The 21,361-nt window shown below is 43.7% G+C and carries 23 protein-coding genes; 10 read left to right on the top strand and 13 right to left on the bottom strand.

Annotation, left to right across the window (positions count from 1 at the left end):
- Positions 1-17: 17 nt before the first annotated feature.
- A complete protein-coding gene (locus ACS8FB_RS08795) occupies positions 18-1,004 on the top strand; it encodes a tyrosine recombinase XerC (protein WP_439262226.1) in 987 nt (328 codons plus the stop codon).
- Positions 1,005-1,033: 29 nt separating this feature from the next.
- Here ACS8FB_RS08795 and ACS8FB_RS08790 read toward each other — a convergent pair whose 3' ends face one another.
- Positions 1,034-1,924: a carbon-nitrogen hydrolase family protein gene (locus ACS8FB_RS08790; protein ID WP_439262224.1), complete on the bottom strand. Its 891-nt coding sequence runs from the start codon at positions 1,922-1,924 to the stop codon at positions 1,034-1,036.
- 302 nt (positions 1,925-2,226) lie between these two features.
- Here ACS8FB_RS08790 and rpoN point away from each other — a divergent pair, with 302 nt between their 5' ends.
- Entirely contained in the window at positions 2,227-3,927 is a 1,701-nt protein-coding gene (gene rpoN / locus ACS8FB_RS08785) for an RNA polymerase factor sigma-54 (RefSeq protein ID WP_439262222.1), read from the top strand.
- Positions 3,928-4,336: 409 nt separating this feature from the next.
- Complete coding sequence (gene hpf, locus ACS8FB_RS08780) at positions 4,337-4,717, top strand: ribosome hibernation-promoting factor, HPF/YfiA family (protein ID WP_299218401.1); 381 nt, start codon at positions 4,337-4,339, stop codon at positions 4,715-4,717.
- A gap of 170 nt (positions 4,718-4,887) precedes the next feature.
- Here hpf and thiS read toward each other — a convergent pair whose 3' ends face one another.
- The 4 genes from thiS to ACS8FB_RS08760 form a co-directional block, all read right to left on the bottom strand.
- On the bottom strand, positions 4,888-5,088 hold the full coding sequence (gene thiS / locus ACS8FB_RS08775; RefSeq protein ID WP_058367968.1) for a sulfur carrier protein ThiS: 201 nt from the start codon (positions 5,086-5,088) through the stop codon (positions 4,888-4,890).
- Between the two features lie 77 nt (positions 5,089-5,165).
- Positions 5,166-5,531, bottom strand: a complete 366-nt coding sequence (locus ACS8FB_RS08770) for a DUF423 domain-containing protein (protein WP_439262219.1) — start codon at positions 5,529-5,531, stop codon at positions 5,166-5,168.
- Between the two features lie 104 nt (positions 5,532-5,635).
- Positions 5,636-6,499 carry an RNA polymerase sigma factor RpoH gene (rpoH, locus tag ACS8FB_RS08765; protein ID WP_197409062.1) on the bottom strand — a complete coding sequence of 288 codons (864 nt, stop codon included), beginning with the start codon at positions 6,497-6,499 and terminating at the stop codon, positions 5,636-5,638.
- Positions 6,500-6,744: 245 nt separating this feature from the next.
- On the bottom strand, positions 6,745-7,215 hold the full coding sequence (locus tag ACS8FB_RS08760) for a sulfurtransferase TusA family protein (protein ID WP_439262218.1): 471 nt from the start codon (positions 7,213-7,215) through the stop codon (positions 6,745-6,747).
- Between the two features lie 283 nt (positions 7,216-7,498).
- Between ACS8FB_RS08760 and ACS8FB_RS08755 the strand changes: the two genes are divergently transcribed.
- Positions 7,499-9,196 (top strand): M48 family metalloprotease, encoded by a 1,698-nt coding sequence (locus ACS8FB_RS08755; RefSeq protein ID WP_439262217.1) that lies wholly within the window; start codon positions 7,499-7,501, stop codon positions 9,194-9,196.
- A 42-nt stretch (positions 9,197-9,238) separates the two neighbouring features.
- Here the strand turns inward: ACS8FB_RS08755 and ACS8FB_RS08750 are convergent, their stop codons facing one another.
- Together ACS8FB_RS08750 and rpsU are read right to left on the bottom strand one after the other, a co-directional pair.
- Complete coding sequence (locus ACS8FB_RS08750) at positions 9,239-9,688, bottom strand: GatB/YqeY domain-containing protein (RefSeq protein ID WP_299218393.1); 450 nt, start codon at positions 9,686-9,688, stop codon at positions 9,239-9,241.
- A gap of 188 nt (positions 9,689-9,876) precedes the next feature.
- The gene (rpsU, locus tag ACS8FB_RS08745; RefSeq protein ID WP_010195908.1) at positions 9,877-10,092 is read right to left on the bottom strand and encodes a 30S ribosomal protein S21; all 216 of its coding nucleotides are present in this window, start codon (positions 10,090-10,092) and stop codon (positions 9,877-9,879) included.
- A gap of 395 nt (positions 10,093-10,487) precedes the next feature.
- On the opposite strand from rpsU, the gene ACS8FB_RS08740 reads away from it, so the two are divergent.
- From ACS8FB_RS08740 to crcB, 4 genes are all read left to right on the top strand, one after another.
- Positions 10,488-10,865 carry a hypothetical protein gene (locus ACS8FB_RS08740; RefSeq protein WP_439262214.1) on the top strand — a complete coding sequence of 126 codons (378 nt, stop codon included), beginning with the start codon at positions 10,488-10,490 and terminating at the stop codon, positions 10,863-10,865.
- 27 nt (positions 10,866-10,892) lie between these two features.
- Positions 10,893-11,417, top strand: coding sequence for a c-type cytochrome (locus tag ACS8FB_RS08735; protein WP_439262212.1), 525 nt, complete (start codon positions 10,893-10,895; stop codon positions 11,415-11,417).
- Positions 11,418-11,573: 156 nt separating this feature from the next.
- A complete protein-coding gene (tsaD, locus tag ACS8FB_RS08730; protein ID WP_439262210.1) occupies positions 11,574-12,611 on the top strand; it encodes a tRNA (adenosine(37)-N6)-threonylcarbamoyltransferase complex transferase subunit TsaD in 1,038 nt (345 codons plus the stop codon).
- A 32-nt stretch (positions 12,612-12,643) separates the two neighbouring features.
- The gene (crcB, locus tag ACS8FB_RS08725; RefSeq protein WP_439262209.1) at positions 12,644-13,015 is read left to right on the top strand and encodes a fluoride efflux transporter CrcB; all 372 of its coding nucleotides are present in this window, start codon (positions 12,644-12,646) and stop codon (positions 13,013-13,015) included.
- Positions 13,016-13,200: 185 nt separating this feature from the next.
- Here the strand turns inward: crcB and ACS8FB_RS08720 are convergent, their stop codons facing one another.
- The 6 genes from ACS8FB_RS08720 to potA form a co-directional block, all read right to left on the bottom strand.
- Positions 13,201-14,115, bottom strand: coding sequence for a hypothetical protein (locus tag ACS8FB_RS08720; protein ID WP_439262207.1), 915 nt, complete (start codon positions 14,113-14,115; stop codon positions 13,201-13,203).
- A 248-nt stretch (positions 14,116-14,363) separates the two neighbouring features.
- Complete coding sequence (locus ACS8FB_RS08715) at positions 14,364-15,122, bottom strand: hypothetical protein (protein WP_439262205.1); 759 nt, start codon at positions 15,120-15,122, stop codon at positions 14,364-14,366.
- Between the two features lie 388 nt (positions 15,123-15,510).
- Complete coding sequence (locus ACS8FB_RS08710) at positions 15,511-16,401, bottom strand: LysR family transcriptional regulator (RefSeq protein ID WP_439262203.1); 891 nt, start codon at positions 16,399-16,401, stop codon at positions 15,511-15,513.
- Between the two features lie 107 nt (positions 16,402-16,508).
- Positions 16,509-17,309: a spermidine/putrescine ABC transporter permease PotC gene (potC, locus tag ACS8FB_RS08705; protein WP_317053009.1), complete on the bottom strand. Its 801-nt coding sequence runs from the start codon at positions 17,307-17,309 to the stop codon at positions 16,509-16,511.
- On the bottom strand, positions 17,309-18,196 hold the full coding sequence (gene potB / locus ACS8FB_RS08700; protein ID WP_439262201.1) for a spermidine/putrescine ABC transporter permease PotB: 888 nt from the start codon (positions 18,194-18,196) through the stop codon (positions 17,309-17,311). Before potB ends, potC begins: the two co-directional genes overlap by 1 nt.
- Positions 18,196-19,461 carry a spermidine/putrescine ABC transporter ATP-binding protein PotA gene (potA, locus tag ACS8FB_RS08695; protein ID WP_439262199.1) on the bottom strand — a complete coding sequence of 422 codons (1,266 nt, stop codon included), beginning with the start codon at positions 19,459-19,461 and terminating at the stop codon, positions 18,196-18,198. Before potA ends, potB begins: the two co-directional genes overlap by 1 nt.
- Before the next feature lie 488 nt (positions 19,462-19,949).
- On the opposite strand from potA, the gene ACS8FB_RS08690 reads away from it, so the two are divergent.
- Both ACS8FB_RS08690 and gloA read left to right on the top strand, forming a co-directional pair.
- Entirely contained in the window at positions 19,950-20,588 is a 639-nt protein-coding gene (locus ACS8FB_RS08690; RefSeq protein WP_439262197.1) for a carbonic anhydrase, read from the top strand.
- A gap of 159 nt (positions 20,589-20,747) precedes the next feature.
- Positions 20,748-21,326, top strand: coding sequence for a lactoylglutathione lyase (gene gloA, locus ACS8FB_RS08685; RefSeq protein WP_299218371.1), 579 nt, complete (start codon positions 20,748-20,750; stop codon positions 21,324-21,326).
- Positions 21,327-21,361: the final 35 nt, after the last annotated feature.

The following is a 21,361-nucleotide window of genomic DNA, read 5'->3' as shown; positions in this document are numbered from 1 at the left end:
GGCATCAAGGACACTTTATGTCTATTAAAGATGACTATATCTATATGCCTGCTGAATCTATAGAAATAGATAAGACGCTACGTGAGTTATTGTCACCAGTGCATCGCTGGTTAAACACTTTGGCGGTGCGCAATCACTCCATGCATACCTTAAAGTCTTATTTCGCTGGACTAAATCAACTGGCGTTGTTTTTACGTGGTAAGCAGCTGACATGGACACGTTGTGATAAACGCACACTTGCGCAGCATATCAGTCAACGCTTGGATGAAGATAAGCTGGCGCTAGCAAGTGTCCAACAAGAGCTGTCCGCTATTCGGCATTTTTACGGCTGGATGATTGAGGAGGGGTTGGCACGTATCAATCCCACTACTGGCTATCAGCTAAAAAGCAGCGCTAGACCGTTGCCTTCTATTGCTGATGTTGATTTATTGACCCAATTACTTGATCAAGAGATGCCTGATACACCCGAGCAGGCCCGGTTATGGCTGCGTGACAAAGCGATGTTTGAGCTACTGTATAGTAGTGGTCTGCGCGTGGGTGAGCTGGTGGCGCTGGATATCAATGATATAGATTTGTCCGATTTGCGGGTGCGGATTACGGGCAAAGGCAATAAGACCCGTCTCGTACCATTAGGCAACAAGGCTGCCGCAGCCATCAATCGCTATTTACCGCATCGCAACCTGTGGGTGGAACAACAAGATAGCGCTTTATTTATCAGTGAAAAGCTAGGTACACGCTTATCAACGCGCGCTGTGCAGCAGCGTCTCAAAGTAGCAGCGACGCGAGCGGGTATCGCTCAAAACCTATATCCGCATTTACTGCGCCATTGCTTTGCCTCGCACATGCTCTCAGGTAGTGGCGACTTGCGCGCTGTCCAAGAGATGCTAGGCCATAGTGATATCAGTACCACGCAGATCTATACTCATGTAGATTTTGCCAAGCTGACCCAAGTCTATGACCGCGCTCATCCACGTGCGACGCACACACAAAACGAGAGAGAATAATATGGTACAAAAATAGACGGTGATGTTGACTATGCTAGGCGATGACACTGAAAAATAGGCAGCTTTTGCCGTGCCTGCTCTTGAGCGTGCTTGTCTAAATCTGCAAACACCAAAGCATAGTTTTTGTCTTGGGTTTGATTATCAAGATGGCTGTTGTCATAACAGTCTTTGACAGTACCATTAAAATCAGTAATGGCCGTATGTCCCCATGTCTGACGAATGTTGCCGTTTTTGTACGCATGATCACCGCCTTGCGCCGCACCAATGACCATACATTGACTGTCCAAGGCGCGAGCTTGCAACAATAGCGACCAGTGCGCTTGTCCTGTCAAATAAGTAAAAGCAGAGGGCGCGCTTAATAAGTCGGCTCCAGCTTGGCGTAGACGCTGAGCTAGGGCTGGAAAGCGCAAATCAAAACATACCATCATCCCAAGTTGATAGACTAAATTGTTTGCTTCAATGGGCGCCACGACTGTCTGCATGCCAGGCTCAAACGTGGCCGCTTCGTTGTAGCTGCCTTGTTTATCAGCCACAGTGGCAGTAAACAGATGAATCTTGTCATAGCGTGCGACCTGCGTCCCATCAGGGCCAAATAGCTGACTAACTTGGCGTAGACGTCCATCGGGCACGACGACTCCATCTGGTCGATAAAAACAAGGTAGCGACCCTACCAATAAATAAACGCGGTTGGTACGTGCATAGTCCGCTAGGGTAGCTGAGAGCGACTCAAAGCGCTCAGCAGTTGCAAACTGCCGTCCCATACTACAGCAGTTTTCAGGCAGCACTATAAGCTGTGCGCCTTGAGTACAAGCTTCCTTAATAGCAGATTTGATAGTCGCTAGGTTTGCATCAACGTCTTGTTGGCTATTCATTTGTACCGCAGCGACCGTAAGCTTATGATTAGGCAAATGGTTATCCATGTATTTATTCTCAGTTATTGTTTTAAGATATAAATTATCATAGCAAAATTAGGACAAATAATGCTATCGTCATTGTTCAGTGCAGTTGTACTGCCTATCGCTATCAGCTTGTAAAATGATCTAATATGCCTAATCTTATTTAAGCTACCATGCTAAATGCTGGTAATTGTTTTACCTGCTATTTTTATTTTTGCAAATGGTATAAGCTAATAATGATACGTACACTTAGAACGTAAGCCGTTGTCCATAAGCTGCAGATACATATGATCAAAGTAATAATATTGGAGTGTAATACATAATCTATGAGTATGTCGTTTGGATTGGCGACCACGCTATCTACCTCCCAAAAGCTAACCCCACAAATGCAGCAAGCCATCAAATTGTTGCAGCTTTCTAGCCTTGAGCTTGCACAAGAGGTTCAAGCGAAGTTGGATAGCAATCCATTACTTGAGCGCATTGAGGAAGATGAGTACGAGTATGAAGACAGTGACGATACGGCAGCAGATGCATTAGATGACTCCTTAACGCTTGAGATGTGGAATGATAATAGCGAAGTAAGTCTATCGTCTGACGCATCGGATGGTAATGATGATACTTTTGATTATGGCACTACTGATTATGCTACTGATTACGATGACACTTTTAGCGACAGCTTAGATAAACTACAACAAGCAAACATCGATGGCAGTGCTATGGACAACACTGATGCAGACAATACGTACTCAAGCAGCGATTATCAGAGCACGGATAGCGATGAAAGCTACGGTAACTATGATATCGGAAGCTTTAGTGGGAGTAGTGCCGCAGCGAGCACAGATTACGACGAGCTTGATGATTATCAAGGCAGTACCAGCGCCAGTATCCAAGACTATGTACGCTGGCAGCTGAATTTTAAACATCTTTCAGACGCAGATACTCTAATAGCAGAGTATCTAGTAGATTCGATGGATGACATGGGCTTTGTGCAATTGGATATTGACGAGCTGTTCAAAAGTTTCGATACAATGGCAAGCTTTTATCAATGGGATGAGCAGATTGAGCGTGACGAGATAGAAGTGGTACTGCGTATTATTCAATCTTGTGACCCGCTCGGCGTAGGCGCGCGCAATTTAAGTGAGTGCCTTGCGATTCAATTAAACAAGCTTGATCCTAATACGGAACATTTAGCGCATGCTCAGGCGCTGCTATCTGCTAGTGATTATTTGGTCAGTAACAATATTAAAGCGCTGACTGAGACCACAGGCTTATTACCTGCGCATATTACCCCTGCTATTAACTTATTGCGTACCTTGAACCCTGCACCAGGACTGTCCTTTCAAAACACGCAGCCTGATTACGCTCAGCCTCCTGCCAGCTACGATATCCCTGATGTGTTGGTGACCCCGATACGTCAAACGTCCAATGGCGAAGCAAAAGAGGGCGGCTGGCATGTACGTCTAAATCCAGCGACATTACCAAAACTGAGGGTCAATCAAGAGTACGCAAGTTTGGTTAAACGCGGTGATGACAGTCCTGACAATCAATATTTGCGCGAAAACCTCACAGATGCACGACTCTTTATTCGTAGTATCGAGGAGCGTAATCAAAACTTGTTAAAGGTCGCTACTAGTATCGTGCGTCGTCAAGATGAGTTCTTGCAACATGGTGCCACAGCGATGCAACCGCTGATCCTAAAAGATGTTGCAGAAGAAGTAGAGCTGCATGAATCCACTGTCTCGCGCCTGACCACTAGCAAGACAATTTTAACCCCTCAAGGGCTATTTTCTCTCAAGCACTTTTTTTCATCCCATGTTAGCAGTAATGATGGAGACATCTCATCTACTGCTATCAGTGCCATGATCAAGCAGCTTATTAAGGATGAAAATCCCAAAAAGCCCTTATCCGATAGCCGTATTCAAACTCAGCTACTTACTGATGGTATAGATATCGCACGACGTACAGTAGCCAAGTATCGAGAAGCGATGAATATCAGCTCTTCTACGCAGCGCAAACAAAAATATTAAGAACTGCTTATCTCGTAAAAATGTTTTAACTATAAAGATTGAATAATACTAGATAGAAGGTTTAGCGCTTTAGTAGCGGCTGATATCTACTAGAAAGATTGTTTTATATAATAGTCTCAATTAAAAAGAAAAATTCCTGATTATATATAATTGTGAAAAGAACAAAAGACTTGATTACATTTAATTACAATATAGCGTATTGCTACTAATCAGCTTTCATGACAAATTAGAAGCATATCAATAATAAATTTACAGCAGTTACTCTATATTATAAATAAGTGGTTGTTAGAGGATTTACCACAGAATGAATATATGATGACTCTACTACTGTTATTGATAAGGCAAGGTGGTACAGGCCAGTGTGCCAAACCATCTGTTGACTATGAGTAATAAATATAAGGATCAGCATATGAACGTTTCTATCAGTGGTCACCATATCAGCGTAACCGATGCAATGAACACAGCTGTACGTGAGAAGCTTGAAAAAGTAGAGCGTCACTTTGACCAGATTCAAAGTATTCAAGTGATACTATCGCTAGATAATAGCGGTGCAAACGACGGCGGCAAAAAGAGTCATAAAGCCGAAGCGATCATGCGAGTCTCAGGTCAAGAAATGTTCGTCCAAGCGTGTGAAGATGATATGTATAAAGCCATTAATGAGATGGCAGACAAGCTTGATAGACAAGTACGCAAGTATAAAACTCGTCAAGAACGCAAAAAAGTCCGCGGTGCAGGACGTGATGGTCGCTATGAAGAGGTATCAGGAGTTGAAGTTGCTCCAGCGACTTGATGTATCATGAGATAGTTAATAAGAAAATCAAGCAATAAAGTCACAATAAATACAATAAAAAACCAAGACAAAAGGAACAGATAAAACATATAAAAAGACCTTAACATATGATGTGTTAAGGTCTTTTTATATGTTTTTTTATGGTACGAAAAGCAGAGACACTATCCTATCTATCCACCACCGACTGCTTGTACGACTTCTATATTCATACCTTCAACAATACGTAGCTGTGCAAGCTCGCTTTTAGGGACAAGCTCACCATCGACTTCGACCGCATAGCGACCACTACTCAGTCCCAACTCATTGACAACCAATTGCACAGTTTGATGCGTGGTCTGTAAGGTTCTTCCATTAACATGAATAGTACTCATAATATTTGCTCCCTCAAAACAATGATTTAATTCAATAGCTATTCGATGGGTTATATTAAGGTTATAACGGTTTATCGTTATTTACTCATTTTAAATACAGTAATGGCGAGCCATAGCCATCCTGCTATCAATAAGACACCGCCTACAGGCGTGATAGCGCCAAACCAACGCGGGGCGCCTAGAGTCATCGCAAATAAGCTACCAGCGAATATAATAATACCAATCTGTAGCAGCCAAGCGCTGACATAAGTCGCATAGCCTAGACGAATCAAGAGTCCGATAACCAATAATCCAAGTGCATGAATAAACAGATATAGCGTTGCCGTATGCCACCAATCAAGCTGCTGTGCATTCACCATGCTTTTGATAGCATGCGCTCCAAACGCGCCTAGACCGACAGCGATAGCGAGATTTATCGCTGCAACACTTATCCAATTCACCATGCGACCACACTTATTATAAGTAATACGTTTAGACTATTAAAATTATATCTGACTATTGATTGAATATTATCTTATGAGCTCAATTTTTATATCAGACAATATGGTTATTGAATGTCATCAGGCAAAATGACGCTTTCAATAGTCATTGCATCACGAATTTTATCCATGGCATTTTTTTCAATCTGACGTACCCGTTCCGCTGAGATAGAGTAGACGGCAGCCAGCTCATGCAAGGTAGACTTTTGCTCTGTCAGCCAACGCTGCTCGACGATATCGCGCGAGCGGTCATCTAAGGTATCCATCGCTGCAATCAATGCTGATGAGTTACTTTCTTCCCAATCAGACTCCTCTATCATCTCAGCAGGATCAATACCATCTTCTAAAAACAACTGCGGCGCATAACGTCCATCATCATCGTCACTTGATTGGGTCTCAAACGAGGCGTCGTAAGACGTCAGACGTGACTCCATCTCTAGCACTTGCTTGCGTGTGACATTCAAGTCTTTTGCGATAGCATCCGCTTCTTCTAGCGTCAGCTGATTATTGGTCTTTTTTAGACTACGTAAATTAAAGAATAATTTACGATGGGCTTTTGTAGTGGCAACTTTAACGATACGCCAGTTACGAATTACAAATTCATGGATTTCAGCTTTAATCCAATGCACCGCGAAGGATACCAAACGTACGCCTTTATTAGGATCAAAACGTTTAACCGCTTTCATCAATCCCAAATTGCCTTCTTGAATCAAATCGGCCTGCGGTAGACCGTACCCTGAGTAACTGCGTGCAATATGAATAACAAAACGCAAATGTGACATGACCAATAAGCGCGCAGCTTCGACATCGCCTTCATCGTAGTAGCGATGGGCAAGCTCTTGCTCTTGCGTCGGTGTCAAGATAGGGATCTGATGGACAGTATTGATATACGCACCCAAGTTCACCCCTGGTGCAGACAGATGGGTTGGCATGGCAGGTACTAAGTCACGCGTACTGGTGTCCTCTAGTGCACTAGCATCATAAGGCGGGCGCTGCGCTGCCGCATTTAGCGCCGCTTCACGTGCAGCATTTTTTTCAGTACCAGCACTGTCTTGCGTCTTTTTTGTTGTGGACGATTCAGTAGATGGAGTAGTCATATTCTTGACCTTGGTTAATATAGGTAAGCAAATATTCAGATAAAATTCTGTGTTATCTCAATTGTAAAGGATAGCGACGCTTAGTTGCTATCGGTTTTGGTAATGATGAAGTGAAATATTGTATCGGAAGTCTTCATCGAAGTGTTATCCGTCTCTTGCTCAGTAGTCATTTGATTGAGAGTCAAAAGCAGCTGGTCAGTATCATTGGGCTTACGCGACTGCTGACAAAATGCTGCAATATCTGCTTGAGAGTTGGGGTCAGTTGCTACGACATATAACGACTCACTACTCGCTACACTACGCAGTGCGACTTTGGTTTTTAGTAGTGGCATTGGACAAGCAAGTCCGCGTCCATCTACCATATTTTTTATTTTAATGACAGGCTGGGTATGGTCTACGGCCTCAGCTGACTCAATATAATTGATGTAGTAGGTTGGTAATAAACGCAGTAAAGACGCAATCTTATCTTGCTCGGTAGCAGATAATGATTGCTGTAAACAGACCTGATGAGGTATGTATATCGTAGTATTTAAATTGCCTTTTGCAGACATAGATAAAATCCTTAACATCTGAGCCATGATTAATTAAACTTTAAAACCCAACGTTTAAAATCGTTGCAAATTACTGCAAAGTAAAAACATCGTCAATATGAAACATAACTATTTTGAAATAACGGTTATATTATAACAAACTGTAGTAGAGCAAAAGCAGTTGAATATAGTCAACGCTATGATTGAGCTATTAAAATCATCATAAAAATTGACCTTGTATAGCCAACCTCGTATAGTCAAAAAACGCTATGGCCATTAGTAGCTAATAGAACAGGACATACCTTTGAATTATTTAAATAGCCTTTTAAGCAACGAGCTTATAGCAGATCAGCGTACAGCCGACAAACCGCAGACTCGATTGTGGCGGTTATCTTGGCTATGCAAAAAGCCTATATTACGGTATGCAGGCCTGCTTGTGCTCCCGCTACTTGTTGATCATCAGAGCTATGCTGCTACTGTTACCCCGCAGCCGATAACATCATCAACGCCATCAGCATTAATGACAGGCTCAACGTATGGCACTTGGCAAACCGAAAAATCTGATGAGTTACAGCTACCAAATTTGCAAGGTCAGGGTTTAAGCTTCGCTGACCAGTATCAAAACAAGCTGCTGGGTGAGTGGTCACTACAAAATATCAATGGCCGTGCCAAGATGGAGCATGATCCTTGGGTTCAAGAGACTATAAAAGACATGACATGGCGTCTCAATGCTCAAGTACGGCAGCAAGCACCACTGGCGGTAGTCATTATTGATAATCCAAGTATCAACGCTTTTGCTGCGCCAGGTGGGGTCATCGGTATCAATACAGGAACGATACTAGCGGCAAATAGTATGGATGAGCTGGCAAGCGTTGTGGCACATGAAGTTGCCCATATTAGCCAGCGACATTACGAAAGCGGTGCAGATGAGCGCAAAAAAGCCATGCTGATGCAAATAGGCGGCATGTTGGCAGCGATTGCTACCTCAGCAGCTGACGGGGATGCTGGCGCTGCTGTCATGATGGGCAGCCAAACCGCAGCTATGAACAGTAGCATGGCTTTTAGCCGTAATAATGAACGCGAAGCTGACCGTGTGGGCATGCAAATTATGACACAGGCAGGCTACGACCCACGAGCAATGCCAAGATTCTTTGCTACAATGAATCAGCAACACCAACTAAATCAAGTTGCCAATCGATTTTTGCCAAGCTTTGTACGCTCGCATCCACTTAGTAATGAACGCCTAAGCGACTCACAAAGTCGAGCTCAGCGTTATCCACCTTTATCATTGATCCAGCAGCAGCGCCATCAAGCTTTATTTGATCTGCTTTACTGGCGAGTACAGACCATGGGCCAGCACGTCTCAGAAACCGCTCTAACGACTGCTGCCCGCAATAGCGTCGGGGCAAAACTGGCGTTAGCACACTGGTATGGAGAGCAGCAGCGCTTTGATGAAGCAAATAAAACAATGCAGCAGTTACAAGGCTTGCCGGCAGCTGAGCGACAAATACTAGAGCCGCTATTATCTATCACCTATAGCCAAGTGTTAAGTGAACAAAACAACTGGACCAAGGCCGCAGACGTATTAGCAGAGCAGCAGCGCCTCTATCCTGAGCGCCGCGATTTGCGACTGTATCTGGCAGAAGCATTGACCAATGATAATCAGCCGACCCAAGCACAAGCGCTACTCAAGCCTTTGACCCAGCAGCAGCCAAGCGATCGCTATGCGTGGCAAAGCCTGCAGCTGGCCAATGAGAAGCTGGCCAAAACTGCTCCATCGCCGCAAGTAGCCCGTATCGCCACGATTAATGCGCTGCGTTATCGCAGTCATGATCAGCTATGGAATGGTCGTTACGAGTCGGCACTTATCTCACTTACGCAGGCCAAACGACTGGTCGAACAATTGGACGCTAGCGCAAAGAGCAGCAGTACTCATCCATTATTGGCCAATATCGAACAAGAAATTAAAAACGTAAAAACCGCCAAAAATTTTAAACCTTAGGCGGTTGTTTAGATAGCAGCGGCTATCTTTAAACAGTAAGGATTAACCTTGTAGCGCGTCTTTTACCAGTTTTGAGATGAGTGCAGGATCAGCGCGACCAGCAGTCTTATTTTTCAGTACGCCCATGACACTACCCATATCACGCATTGAGGTTGCGCCTTGTTCTTTGATTTCTGCATTGACTAAGGCGGCCAGCTCAGCGTCATTCATCTGCTGCGGCATAAACTCATTGATGATATCAATCTCAAACTGCTCTTTGGTTGCCAAGTCATCACGGCTATTTTCAGTAAAGATAGCTAACGACTCTTGGCGTTGTTTTAGCTGCTTTTGTAGCACTTCTAAGACGCCTGCATCATCAAGCTCTTTTTGACGGTCAATCTCGATTTGTTTGACGACCGCTTGCACATTGCGTAGTACTTTGACGCGCTCAAGCTCACGCGCTTTCATAGAGGCTGTGATATTGTCCGATAAGTTCTGTTTAAGTTGGCTCACTATTATTATCCTTACTCGTTAAGTTTTATTCGTTAGGCTTTTAAGAAGGTGCTTTATGATTGACCTATTAATAAAAGTCTGTGTAAACAACAGCAATAACAAAAATTGTAGCATAAAAAACGCCACTGTTATTTATTGATAACAGTGGCGTTAGTGTAGCGCTTGTACTTAGCTAATCGTATTAGTGATTAGTACATACGAGTGGTACGAATAGTTTCGCGTTGCAGTTTTTTCTTATAACGCTTTACGGCAGCAGCTTTTTTACGTTTGCGTACTTGCGTTGGCTTTTCATAAAACTCACGCTTACGTACGTCTGATAATACACCAGCTTTTTCACAAGCACGTTTGAAACGACGGATAGCGATATCAACTGGTTCGTTTTCTTTAACCTTAACTGCAGGCATGAAGACTCCTTGATTAGGATGAGATATAAAGGCATTAGTTTGGCTGTGTATTAGTATTTAGCCGTAATATCTCAAGATTACCGGCATCAGCTCAAACTAGGATAATTTGTGCTATAGCACAAGGGCAGGTATTTTAATAAAAAATAGCAACAAAGTCAATGCTTTTAGTACGTTTAACTATGGGTATTGTCGTTTGAAATGGATGACAAATATGTATTATTGTCCATTTTACAAGCCTTTATAGACACGCTTAAAGCTAAGGTAGGTAGATAAGAGAAGAGTGAATAAAAAACCTTACTGCGTATAACGGTTTGGTTTGAGTTTATGCTATGATAATTCCCATATAGTAGTAGGCATATTCAAGATGCTGTCTCCATTTTATTAAAGGTGTTGGAATGAAAAAAACAGTACTAAATACAGCGTTAAGCGCAGCAATGGTTGTTACTCTTGGGTTGGGTGTTACCGCTTGTAGTGGTGACAAAGACGGCGAGTCACATGAGGTCTTAGCAGTAGACAAAGTGGAAGAAGCCGCTGAATTGGCTCGTCAAAATGCCCCTGAAGCTGAAGACATGGAGTTTCCAGAGACAGCGCCAATGCCTGTAGATGGTACAGAAGCAGACGCTACTATGACTACACAAGAAGGCATGACTGAGCCTGCTACAGCAGAAGCCACTACTGACGATACCGACGCAACTACGACTGATAGTGCAACTACGCCAGCTACTGATACTGCAGCAACAGAAACTGATGCTGAACCAGCGACGAATGAGTAGCTGCTAACATAAACTAAGAGGGGAGTTATGATGATAAACAAACTAACTTTATCTGCTTTTAGTATTAGCACATTGTTGTTATTGAGTGCTTGTAGTGGTGATAATAACACTGCTGACGAGTCTGCTACGATGGATGAACCTGCTGAGACAAGCACAGTGGTAGAAGAAGCATCTGTAGCAGATCCTGAAACCATGACGCCTGAACCTGTGGTCGAAGCTGAACCTGTGGTTGAAGTGGAAGCTGAGCCAGTTAAAGTAGCGATGACTGAAGAAACAGAGCAAGAAACGGCTGCTGAGCCTGAGGTGTTGGCAGCTGATGCAGGAGCAAAGCTGTATGAGTCCAATTGTAAAGTCTGTCACGAAGCAGGTCTGCTCGATGCGCCCAAATACGGTGATAAGGCTGCATGGGCACCGCGTCTTGCTAAAGGTATAGAGACGCTACATATGCATTCAGCTAAAGGCTTTAACAAGATGCCAGCGCAAGCGACTGATAAGATAAGTGAAGCGCAAGTTTATGCTGCGGTTGATTATATGGTCGAGGCAGTTAAGTGATACTATATATATAGAGTATATTGGCTATTGAAATTTGCTAAACTGACCGTCATTGTGACTGACAATGACGGTTTTTTTATGCATATTTTTTTAGATGCTAAATAATGAAAAACATCGCAAAAAACGATATGAAGACAAAAGCATAAAGGCAATAGTATGAAGGTATTGGGTTTAGAGACCTCTTGTGATGAGACGGGGCTAGCAATTTTTGACAGTGAGCAGATGCATGATGACAATCAAGGTCTGGTCGGGCAGGTACTGTATTCGCAGATAGAGCTGCATGCTCTCTATGGTGGCGTGGTGCCCGAGCTTGCCAGCCGTGATCATATACGTAAGCTGGTACCTTTGCTCAATGAGCTACTTGAGCAGTGTGATGTCAAAAAAAGCGAGATCGATGCCATCGCTTATACTAAAGGCCCAGGCTTGATCGGTGCGTTGATGACAGGTGCCTTATTTGGGCGCAGCTTGGCATACGGCTTGGATATCCCTGCGATTGGGGTCCATCATATGGAAGGGCATTTGCTCGCACCGCTGATGGGTGCCAATCCACCAGCCTTTCCATTTGTCTCGCTACTGGTTTCTGGTGGACACACGCTGCTGATCGCTGCCCGTGGTATTGGGCAGTATGAGATATTGGGTGAGTCGATAGATGATGCAGCGGGTGAGTGCTTTGATAAAGCCGCCAAAATGCTCGGCCTGCCGTATCCTGGTGGCCCTAATATTGCTAAATTAGCCGAAAATGGCGACCCCAGTGCTTATGAGCTGCCGCGTCCGATGTTACATCGTGGTCTGGACTTTTCTTTTAGCGGTATGAAAACAGCGGTGCACAATCTTATCAAAGACACTGCTGGTTCTGACAGCGACCCACAAGTGCGCGCCGATATTGCCGCCAGCTTCCAACATGCCATGGTCGATACGCTAGTCAAAAAATGCGTGAAGGCATTAAAACAAGTAGAGATGAGTCGCCTAGTGATTGCTGGCGGGGTCAGCGCCAATACGCATCTGCGTAAGACCTTAGAAGCTGAACTGGCCAAAATTAATGCCACTGTGCATTATGCGCCGCCTGCTTTATGCACTGATAATGGGGCGATGATCGCTTATGCAGGTTACGAGCGCCTGCAGGCGGGGCAGGCTGATGATCTAGCGGTAAGCTGTGTGCCTCGTTGGCCGATGACCGAGCTGCCTGCGGTATGAAGTTTAAAATCCATACAAATTAAGGATAATCTATGCAGTGGCTCGCCATTGGTTTAGGAGCAGCACTTGGCGCTTGCTTGCGGGCTTGGCTGTCGCGTTTTAACCCCGTACATAGCTGGATACCGCTTGGTACGCTTGGCGCTAATGTGTTAGGCGGTCTGCTGATTGGTCTGGCATTGGTGTGGTTTGAGCGTATGGGGAGCCATTTGCCTGATCATGTACGGGTATTTGTCATGACTGGGTTTTTGGGCGGGCTGACGACCTTTAGCACTTTTAGTGCTGAGGTGTTTAGCTTTATTCATGATGGACGGCTGCTGGCAGGTTTAGCACTGATAGGGTTGCACGTCGGACTGACATTACTGGCTACCGCGCTGGGATTTTATTTTTTTAAGCTGGTTTTATAACCTTTGATAGATATTACTCGCTTAATGGTCTGATATAAGTAGTTCCTTTATTGCAGTCTGTTTTAAGTATTTCCATTTTAGCGGTCTATTTTAAGTAGTCTATTAATATGTTTGAGTGATGAAATAGGTAGTTCCCTTGGGGTATATCCTAAAATTTCCACTCATTAACTAAAAGCAAATAAGGTTTAGTATGCTTCAGGATCAACACATCGAGGGCATACATTACCTACCTCTTCGCCCCAATAACTCATTTCTCTATTTGCCCAAGGTGAACCACAAATATCACAATCTATCTCTATCTCTCCGGATTCCTCATTCTTACAATAAGTGCATCTATAACCGGTTAGTGAGTCTTCATTGGGTATGAGTGTGTCATAGTGACAACTCTCACAATAGTAAACGTTCCATTCAATAAACATTGTGTGTTTAGGTCGCACACCTCGAAACGATGCATTTTTGGCTTCTGTTACATCATGATGTGCTTCAGAAACGGCATGCTCATATTCATCAACTAAAACTGAAAAGACGGAGAATCTATCTTTACCAACTTCATTTTCTAAACTAAATAATGAAAATATATCTGTAAATTCGTCTAGACCTCGAACTAGCCTACCAATGCACAATCTAACTTCTTTCACAGTAAATTCAAATTCATAATGCTCTATTGAATTCCGTAAATCTTTCATGTCAGTAATATCAGTAATAAACTGATCATCTACGAACTTGTTGCCCGTAGAGCTACAGGTCTCATTAACAACGATTGAAAGTGCTTGATCGACCGTAATAGTATAGGGATTTGTCTGACCCACGAGCAATGTCGAAAAATCAAACCCGCTTGCTACAAGTGACACATGCGCAGCCAATAAATCAACGCTATCCTCTTTAGCTTTTTTAACAAGGTGTTTATAGCACTTGCTGTAGACTAAATCCTTATCCAATGTCTGAACATACATCTTTAAAACAAGCTCAAGACAGTGGGACAAATGAAGTATCGAAAATTTAAAAGCAGTAGGATTACCTTGCTGCCCACTTTCAAATTTTACTAAAGCCTCATTAAAACTATCAAGAGCATTTGATTTAATATCCAGTTTAAGTTCCAAAGTAAATCCTTATGTTGGTAGTAATGAAGCATTAATGCTTAAGAAACAGAGGTAGGAAAACACAGTAGCGCAATATCCTAAACAGAAAGGGAAACCGAGAGTATTCTAAATTCAGTGTAACTGATTAAAAAGAATACCGCGAAGTACACTACAGTTATTTAGAGAAATTAAACCATTGCCACCATTAGCCTACAGACGTAGATTCAAGTCCTCACTAGGGAATTGAACCAGAGCAAACACCTGACTGGTTAGCTACGTTCAAACTTATGATGTTTTAATAACTCAAACCCAGATGGATACTCATTCATTTTATAAAGTAAATAAGAATCTATTATTCTTGAATAGTGTGTTTCCAAGAATTGAAATACATCATCTGCCTCTAGCTTTTCTCCGCTGAGCTTTATTCCATTAAAATGAAAATCCCATTCATGTAGTATCACCCCCGAGTCATAAAGAAAGGCTGTTTTATCTACATTATTAACAGCATATACTAAAATATACGCAACGTTATCGGTGTAAACAACATCGTTGAACCTGTTAATTGTTTTCGAAATTTTCATATAGTCAAAAGCTAATGTCTTATGTGGCTTTGCCCTACACTTTATTATCTTATCATCTGATTCAACATAAATTTCTGCATCCCAAAATTCAGGGGAATATCTATCTTCACCAACACTAAGGTAGCTGTACTCTTCTGTCTCTACGCTGATAGATTCGTAAGGCTTTAGAATCAGTGGAGGAGAGCACTTATATATTTCTAAACAATAGTTCTTATCAAAAATAGCAAATATCTTATAAATACTTAGAGGTTTATCTTTCTTGTTTTGAAAGACCATATTATTTATTCTTGCTTCAGATGTACCAGCAACTGTAATGTCATAAGTGACATTTACTTTATATCCTATTTTTCTCCAAGCGAAGAAAATAGCAAAAAAAGAAGCGAATATAGCTGCGACTGGCCTAAACTGTTGATCAATCCATTCCCAAATTATTGATAAATGTTCCAATGATGTCTACTCTTTTAAAAAGAATCTATTATAAATATTAATACTGCTATAAACCATCTCAGTATATCTGAGTCAAATTTATTCAGGACAACGACCAAGCCCGTTTACTAAATCCTCCATCAAATTCTTATCTCCCTGTCTGCTTAAAAAATCCAATAGATTATTAGCTGTATACTCCTTTAAACCATCTATACATCCTTCTCTAAAGCATCTACAAGAAAATCACCCAGTAGTATTTCTTTAAATGTATACGTGTTCTAAGCCTTTAGTAAAAATCATACTATGAAAGACGCAGTATTTAGTTAGAGTATGGACTAGTCTGCAACTCGCAAGTATCTCCAAAAACTAAATATTGTTCTCATAAAGAGTGATTATGGTAAATAAAACCCTACAACGGCTTCACAATACCCTCTAACAAACTCGCAAACCCCTGCATATACGCCATATCTTGGCTCGCTGTGCGCGTTGCGGCATACAGCTGACAATGCACACCACTACCTAACGGACGGGATACCACCCAGCCTTTTTTCTCGTATTCCGCCACTACCCAATCAGGGAGAGCCGCAACTCCGCGCTCACTGGCGACCAATTGAATGAGCATCGCCGTTAGCTCTGTGGTACGGACATTTTTGAAGCTGACATCGCTTGGCGTCATAAAGCCCGCGATGATATCGAGGCGCTTGGCTTCCACCGGATAAGCGATCAAGGTTTCATCGATTAAGTCATGAGGCGCGATAAAGTCTTGCGCCGCCAAGTCATGCGTGGGCGACAGTACCAAGCGGCTCTCGTACTCAAACAGTGGCTGATAGCTGATACCCTCTATCGGTAAATCACTGGTGGTGATCAGCAGGTCAATATCGCCCTCCATCAATAGATGATGCGGCTCAGGCTCAAACCCTGTGGCAAAGTCCAGCTCTACATCCGACCACTCGCGGCGATACTGGTTGAGTATCGGCATCAGCCAATCAAAGCAGCTATGGCATTCAGAGGCCAGACGCAGGCGACCAGCCTGCCCATGGGCGAGACGTTTTAGGTTGGATTTGGTGCGAGTGACCTGCGGCATGATGCTGTCTGCCAATGCCAGTACCGTTTTACCCGCAGGCGTAAAGGTGAGCGGACGTGTGCGGCGATTGACCAAGCTAATATCGTAGTAATTCTCTAGCTCTTTTAGCTGATGCGACACTGCAGAAGCGGTGACGTGCAGCTCATCAGCAGCTGCGGCCAAAGAGCCATGCGCTCGTAATGCCGTTAAAGTATTGAGATGGCGGAGTTCTAACATAAGGCAACCTGATCGCTGAGGTGAGAAAAATTCATTATAACTAATGTAGCAGTGAATTCCACTCAAATATTTTCATCAAGTGCTTGCTATTGGCCAGCCTACAGCATCTAGCGTCGCCGTAATAATAACTGTGAGATGACGACCAGTACCAAAGAGGCTACCAGTAGTAACGTACCTATGGCGTTGACCTCAGGTTTGAGGCCGACGCGTACCATCGAATAAATCCGCAGCGGTAAAATCTCATAGCTAGGCCCCGTGACAAAGGTCGACACCACCACATCATCGAGTGATAAGGTAAAGGCCAGTAACCAACCTGCCATTACCGCCGGCAAGATGACAGGAATTAGGACGGTGCGTACCATGGTCGATTCACTAGCACCCAAGTCGCGCGCCGCTTCCATCAAGCGCTCATCCAAGCTGCTCAGACGTGCAAACACAGTAATGACCACAAAGGGCAAGCAAAAGGTGATATGGGCGAGCAGCAGCGAGACAAAGCCTAACTGCAGACCAATTAACAAAAATAAGGCCAACAGTGAAATCGCAAGGACAATTTCAGGCGACATCATCAGCACAAATAACAGCCCGTTTAACAAGCCTTTGCCGCGAAAGTCGTAACGATGTAGGGCAAGGGCGGTGAGCGTACCGATTAGGGTTGAGACGGTGGCGGCAACCAAACCTAAGACGATAGAATGCCAAAATGCATCGAGCATCGCTTGGTTATTGAATAGCGACTCGTACCATTTGAGGCTAAAGCCGCCCCAGTTGTAGCCTATTTTTGATTTATTAAATGACATCACCACCAAGACAATGATGGGCAAATATAGCAAAGCATAAATCAGACCAAGATAGCCTTTGGCCGCGATACTGCCGAGGCTCGATGGTTTGATGTGGCGTTGGTTATCAGGCATTAGGCCACCTCATTAAAATCTGTCTTGCCAATGCGGCGGCTACTGGCACGGTAAGCGAGCAATAGCACGGCCATTGCCAGCGTCAATAATACACTGGCCGCTGCACCAAAGGGCCAATCACGCGCGTCCAAAAACTGGTTTTTGATGATATTGCCCACCAGCAGGTTACGCGAGCCGCCCAGCACGTCCGCCACATAAAACATCCCCATCGCAGGCAGCAGTACCAAAAGCACCCCTGAGATAATCCCAGGCGTGGTCAATGGCAGCACAACGTGCCAAAAGGTCTGGGTTTTCGATGCGCCCAAATCTTGCGAGGCCAGCAGCATATCATTACGCAAATCGGTAAAGACCGCATAGAGCGGCAGAACCATAAACGGGAACAGTAGATAAGTCAGGCCTGCTATCACCGCGCCCTGCGTGTACAAGATATCGATAGGCGCGTCGATGATACCCAGCGTCAGTAGGGATTTATTGATCAAACCATTATTGGCAAACAATAATTTGAGCGCGTAAGTCCGCACCAAAGAGTTGGTCCAAAACGGCAAAATTAAAAGCATCATCAGCAGTGGCTGCCAGCGCGTTTGGGCTTTGGAGACCAGCCAGGCAAACGGATAGCCGAGCAATAAACAGATCACCGTGGTGATACCAGCCATCCAGAGAGAGTGGACAAACACCTCAAAATACAGCGGATCCACCATACGTAGATAGCTGTCGATATTGACGGGCAAACTGATAAAGGCGCTGCTATCACGGGTCAAAAAACTGACCGCGATGACCAAGATATTTGGCAATAAAGCAAATATCAGCAGCCAACCCCAGATGAGCCATAGCGTTGCAGTACGAAACGGGCTTTTATTACCCAAGTTAAAACGGCTAGTACGCGCCATTAGCTGACATCCTTTTGTATGGCTGTTTTTTGTATAGCCGCGCTTTGCTCAGGTGCTTGTGGTTCTGTTAAATGGTCTTCGGGCAATACCCACTCCCAGCCATCGACCCACGCCACCTTGACCGCTTCATTGAGCTTATAATCAAAGCTAGGATCGTCTTCATCAAAAAACTCAGAGGCTTTGATGATATGACCATTGGCCAGCTCGATAATCGAGTCTAAGGTACTGCCTTTATAGTTACTCTCAATGACGCGACCGAGTAAGCCGCCATGTTCTTTATCATTGGGATCATAAATGCGTAAATCTTCAGGACGAAGCAGTAGGTTGACGATATCGCCCATCTGTACATCATTGGCAAAATCAGGGCGGCGCAAATTACGTAATGTCGTTGGCCCATCTTGCGCCTGTGCTTCACAAACCTCGACTTCGATACGACCATTGGTCACGCGACCATCTCGATCTGGCTGTTTGGGATAGACGCCTTTGACCTCTGCTTTAAATAGGTTGGTCTCACCAATGAATTTGGCAGTAAACAAGTTGGCAGGGGTTTCATAAATCTCAATAGGGGTGCCAATTTGTTGAAACCTACCATCTTTCATCACCGCGATACGGTCTGACATAGATAGCGCTTCTTCTTGGTCGTGAGTGACGAAAACGAAAGTAATACCTAATTCTCGTTGCAACCTTTTTAGCTCAGATTGCATCTGCAGACGCAGCTTGTGATCAAGCGCTGATAGTGGCTCATCAAGCAGTAGCAACTTAGGGCGATTAATCACCGCACGCGCAATGGCGACGCGCTGCTGCTGACCACCAGACAAATCTTGCGGCTTGCGATTGGCTAAGTGCTCGAGCTGTACCATCGCCAGCATCTCGCGCACCCGCGTTTGAATCTCAGCTTTGGGGACTTTTTTGAGTTTAAGACCATAAGCGACATTTTGTGCGACACTCATATGTGGAAACAACGCATACTGCTGAAACACAGTATTAACCGGACGCTTATCGGCGGGCAGACCTGCCATCTGTACGCCATCTAAATAAATCGCCCCTGCCGTTGGCTGCTCAAACCCAGCAATTAGGCGTAGCAGCGTAGTTTTACCGCAGCCTGATGGCCCAAGTAAGGTTAAAAACTCACCATGCTGGATATCGAGGTTGATGTCTTTTAATACTTCTGTTTGATAGTAAGTTTTTTTAAGACCAGTCAGTTGTAACAGTACAGTGTCAGATGATGCAAGGTTGTAGGGCGTATTCGTAGATGAGTCGGTCATAATATTCGTTCCTAAGTGTCCAGCATGTCAGTACATCTTTTAAGATAAGACACTGTAAACAACGTGGTTTGGCAAAGCATAAGCGTGGTCTGGTTACTATACATTATAACAAACCCTTAATATAAATTAAGCCAAGTTCGTTATTTGTTGCGTAGGCTGTGACGGCAAAAGTGTTGCTACTTTTTAAAGCATCTTCCTAGTATTTCTATGTATAATTTGAGAGGTTCATCATTTGTGTAAAGCCGAAACGTACGCGAAAATCTAATACTCTCTAGAGACTACTTCTAGTTTTTAATTGAAAAAATGACTTTAACACAATTTTTTTATCATTTTTTAGCCTCTATTCCTATACAATTACTTCATGGCTGACCAATATAATGAGCCAAAAGGCTTAAGAATTACTAATAGACCACGAGCTAAGTAATCGCTAGAAAATAAATCTAAAGCCATTTAATGCTCTAATAATTATCAATAATTAAGGACACTTTATGCCGAATGATACACGCCCAAAAACAGGTCAAGAAGCACTCGAGCTTTTAAAAGAAGGCAACGCACGTTACGTCGATAGCCTGACTAATACCGACCCCTGTATGCAAAGACGCCCTGAGCTTGTCAATGATCAAGATCCACTAGCGATAATTTTGGGCTGCTCAGATGCACGCGTGCCCGTTGAGATTGTCTTTGATCAAGGTTTGGGTGATTTATTTGTCATTCGGGTAGCAGGTAATGTGGTGGCACCATCACAAATCGGTTCAATCGAGTTTGCAGCCGAAAAGTTCGGTACCAAGCTGGTGGTGGTGCTCGGACATTCACACTGCGGTGCGGTGACGGCTTGTGTTGAAGCGCTTATCAACCCTGAGCAGAACTATACGCCCAACTTACAATCTATCGTCGATCGTATTCGCCCAAGCGTTTATAACTTGCATGAGCTTGCGACGGCCAATGGTCAAGACGTAGATGCGGACGAATTACTTGAGCGTTCTATCAGTGCTAATGTGCGTATGTCAGTCAGTCAACTAAAACATGGTTCGCGTGCGCTAGAAGATCTAACCAATAGTGGTCAGCTGCTTATCGTTGGTGCAGAGTATGACTTAGAGACAGGAAAAGTACGGTTTTTAGAGAACTAGTCAGTATCATAAGCTCAGCATATTAAAGACACGCTCTTACAAAACTTTATCAATAGTTTTATGAATTTTTATTACGATGAAGTGGCTTAGCAGATCGCTACTATAGTTACAGTGGTTTGCTAGCTTCCCAATCACTTTTTGTCACTTATTAGGATGATTATGTCTAATTTAGCTTCTAACTCGACAACCGACGACAACAAAGCAACGATAACTCAACCTACGAGTAGCGTAAATGCAAATGGTGTCCAATCCATCGCCGCTCAAACCACAGGTTTTACATTTAACCACACTATGCTACGGGTAAAAGACCCTGCCAAGTCACTTGAGTTTTATACTGGCGTGCTTGGCATGACGTTGTTAGCAGTCAAAAAATTCCCTGATATGGAATTTGATTTATACTTTTTAGCCAAGCTGACAGAAAGCGAGCGCGAAAACTTGCCAGCAGGTAGTGACTTGGAAATCTTTGCGTTCCGTCAACGCGGTATTTTAGAGCTGACCCACAACTATGGTACTGAAAACAAGACCGACTTTAGCTACCATGATGGCAATAGCGAGCCGCAAGGCTTTGGTCATATTTGCTTTAGCGTACCCAATTTAGATGAAGCGATAGCTTGGTTTGATACAAACGATGTGGAATTTAAAAAACGTCCTGAAGATGGCAGTATGAAAAATATCGCCTTTATCAAAGATGTCGATGGTTACTGGATTGAGATTGTACAAGCTGACTTGATGCGTTAAATTGCAGCGTCCAAAAGACAATGACTGAAAGACAA

Source organism: Psychrobacter sp. 1U1 (assembly GCF_051847535.1).
Lineage (GTDB): Bacteria > Pseudomonadota > Gammaproteobacteria > Pseudomonadales > Moraxellaceae > Psychrobacter > Psychrobacter saeujeotis.
Note: the sequence above shows the minus strand (reverse complement) of the source record. Positions and strands in the feature narration are given on the sequence as shown.

Coding starts and splice junctions, on each gene's coding strand:
- ACS8FB_RS08735 (WP_439262212.1), top strand. CDS start 10,893: ATGATGATAAACAAACTAACTTTATCTGCTTTTAGTATTAGCACATTG.
- potB (WP_439262201.1), bottom strand. CDS start 18,196: ATGGCGCGTACTAGCCGTTTTAACTTGGGTAATAAAAGCCCGTTTCGT.
- potA (WP_439262199.1), bottom strand. CDS start 19,461: ATGACCGACTCATCTACGAATACGCCCTACAACCTTGCATCATCTGAC.
- ACS8FB_RS08690 (WP_439262197.1), top strand. CDS start 19,950: ATGCCGAATGATACACGCCCAAAAACAGGTCAAGAAGCACTCGAGCTT.
- ACS8FB_RS08770 (WP_439262219.1), bottom strand. CDS start 5,531: ATGGTGAATTGGATAAGTGTTGCAGCGATAAATCTCGCTATCGCTGTC.
- ACS8FB_RS08740 (WP_439262214.1), top strand. CDS start 10,488: ATGAAAAAAACAGTACTAAATACAGCGTTAAGCGCAGCAATGGTTGTT.
- ACS8FB_RS08760 (WP_439262218.1), bottom strand. CDS start 7,215: ATGTCTGCAAAAGGCAATTTAAATACTACGATATACATACCTCATCAG.
- hpf (WP_299218401.1), top strand. CDS start 4,337: ATGAACGTTTCTATCAGTGGTCACCATATCAGCGTAACCGATGCAATG.
- gloA (WP_299218371.1), top strand. CDS start 20,748: ATGTCTAATTTAGCTTCTAACTCGACAACCGACGACAACAAAGCAACG.
- ACS8FB_RS08710 (WP_439262203.1), bottom strand. CDS start 16,401: ATGTTAGAACTCCGCCATCTCAATACTTTAACGGCATTACGAGCGCAT.
- potC (WP_317053009.1), bottom strand. CDS start 17,309: ATGCCTGATAACCAACGCCACATCAAACCATCGAGCCTCGGCAGTATC.
- rpoH (WP_197409062.1), bottom strand. CDS start 6,499: ATGCCAACCCATCTGTCTGCACCAGGGGTGAACTTGGGTGCGTATATC.
- tsaD (WP_439262210.1), top strand. CDS start 11,574: ATGAAGGTATTGGGTTTAGAGACCTCTTGTGATGAGACGGGGCTAGCA.
- crcB (WP_439262209.1), top strand. CDS start 12,644: ATGCAGTGGCTCGCCATTGGTTTAGGAGCAGCACTTGGCGCTTGCTTG.
- ACS8FB_RS08795 (WP_439262226.1), top strand. CDS start 18: ATGTCTATTAAAGATGACTATATCTATATGCCTGCTGAATCTATAGAA.
- ACS8FB_RS08790 (WP_439262224.1), bottom strand. CDS start 1,924: ATGGATAACCATTTGCCTAATCATAAGCTTACGGTCGCTGCGGTACAA.
- rpsU (WP_010195908.1), bottom strand. CDS start 10,092: ATGCCTGCAGTTAAGGTTAAAGAAAACGAACCAGTTGATATCGCTATC.
- rpoN (WP_439262222.1), top strand. CDS start 2,227: ATGAGTATGTCGTTTGGATTGGCGACCACGCTATCTACCTCCCAAAAG.
- thiS (WP_058367968.1), bottom strand. CDS start 5,088: ATGAGTACTATTCATGTTAATGGAAGAACCTTACAGACCACGCATCAA.